1 protein-coding gene is annotated in these 1,402 nt (G+C 39.7%); it reads left to right on the top strand.

Features of this window, described 5'->3' with window-relative positions:
* Positions 1 to 139 precede the first annotated feature (139 nt).
* Positions 140 to 1,255 carry an IS4 family transposase gene (locus tag CVD23_RS21290; protein WP_101667106.1) on the top strand — a complete coding sequence of 372 codons (1,116 nt, stop codon included), beginning with the start codon at positions 140 to 142 and terminating at the stop codon, positions 1,253 to 1,255.
* Positions 1,256 to 1,402 lie beyond the last annotated feature (147 nt).

Raw genomic sequence — 1,402 nt, 5'->3', positions numbered from 1 at the left:
CACTAGTGTTGCATTAATTAAATTTTAATATTAAAAAGACTCTAAATCTTCGCTAATTTTATTCTGTACAAAGAAAAAGTCCTTTATAATGGATAAGTCAGGTGGTAACCCGTCCAAATCCAAAAAAAGGACCAATCTCATGGACAAGATTACACCAAAAACTTCATTTGGACAATGGTTTTCACCCATAAATCTTCGTTTGTTTGAAGAAAAAGTGAAAACCATGAAATTAGACTATTATACAAAAAAGCTAACGACCCATTCGTTCTTAAAATTATTGCTTTTCGCACAGCTGCATGAAACGGAAAGCCTCCATGCGCTTAGCGATTGCCTTATTGATGACCAGCTTCAAGAAGGTACTGCTTTAGATTCGATCAGTGTTTCACAGCTTTCGCGCCGGTTAAACCAGATGAATCCCGAGGTATTCCAGGAACTGTTTCTCGATCTAGTGTCACAAATTCATAGGAAAACGAACTACTCAGCCATCAAAATGCCTTTGAAAATCATTGATTCGAGCACGTTGCCACTAAATCTAACGAACCATAAATGGGCTGAATTCCGGAAGACGAAAGCGGGTGTAAAGCTGCATTTGCGCCTTGTGTTCATGGATGAAGGCAGCTCTTATCCAGAAAAAGCAGTGATCACAAATGCAAAGGAACATGACCGCGGACAACTGGAAGTCATGGTCGATGACAAAGCATGCATGTACGTTTTTGACCGAGGATATCTAGATTATGAGCGCTTTGACCGCATGACCGATGAAGGATACTTTTTCCTATCGAGATTGCGCAAGAACGCGGTCATAAGGGAAGTATACGATTTTAAAGTACCGGATGATTCCCCTGTTTTATCGGATCAAATGGTCTTAATCGGCACCACACAAAACCGGGCAGAGAACTTTTTTCGATTATTGAAAGTGAAGGATTCGAAGGGAAATGAACTTCAGTTAATTACGAATCGCTTCGACTTAAATCCTGATGAAATTTCTGAAATGTACAAGTCAAGGTGGGCCATTGAGCTCTTTTTCAAATGGTTGAAACAGCATTTGAATATCAAGAAATTTTACGGTCAAAGTGAGTGGGCGATCCAAAATCAAGTGTTCATCGCACTCATCGTTTATTGCCTGCATGTGTTGGCGCAGCTAGAGTCAAAAAGCAAACGAAAAATCCTTCAAATTAGCCGCTACCTAAAGGCAAGCCTTTGGAAACCAGCAACCGCTTGGATTCGGAGAATCGAGGAAAAATCGATTCCTTAATAGGGAAACTGCCGCTGTCACTCAAGTATAATTGGAAATAAAAACCAAATGGATAGGGCCACCTTTATTGCACCATTTACTTTTTTGGCTCTAAACCATGAGAATGAATAGATTGAATTTTTCGACAGTATTTATGCAACACTAGTG

Source organism: Bacillus sp. V33-4 (genome assembly GCF_002860225.1).
GTDB classification, from domain to species: Bacteria; Bacillota; Bacilli; order Bacillales; family Cytobacillaceae; genus Bacillus_BJ; species Bacillus_BJ canaveralius.
This window is presented reverse-complemented; position numbering and strand designations above follow the sequence as displayed.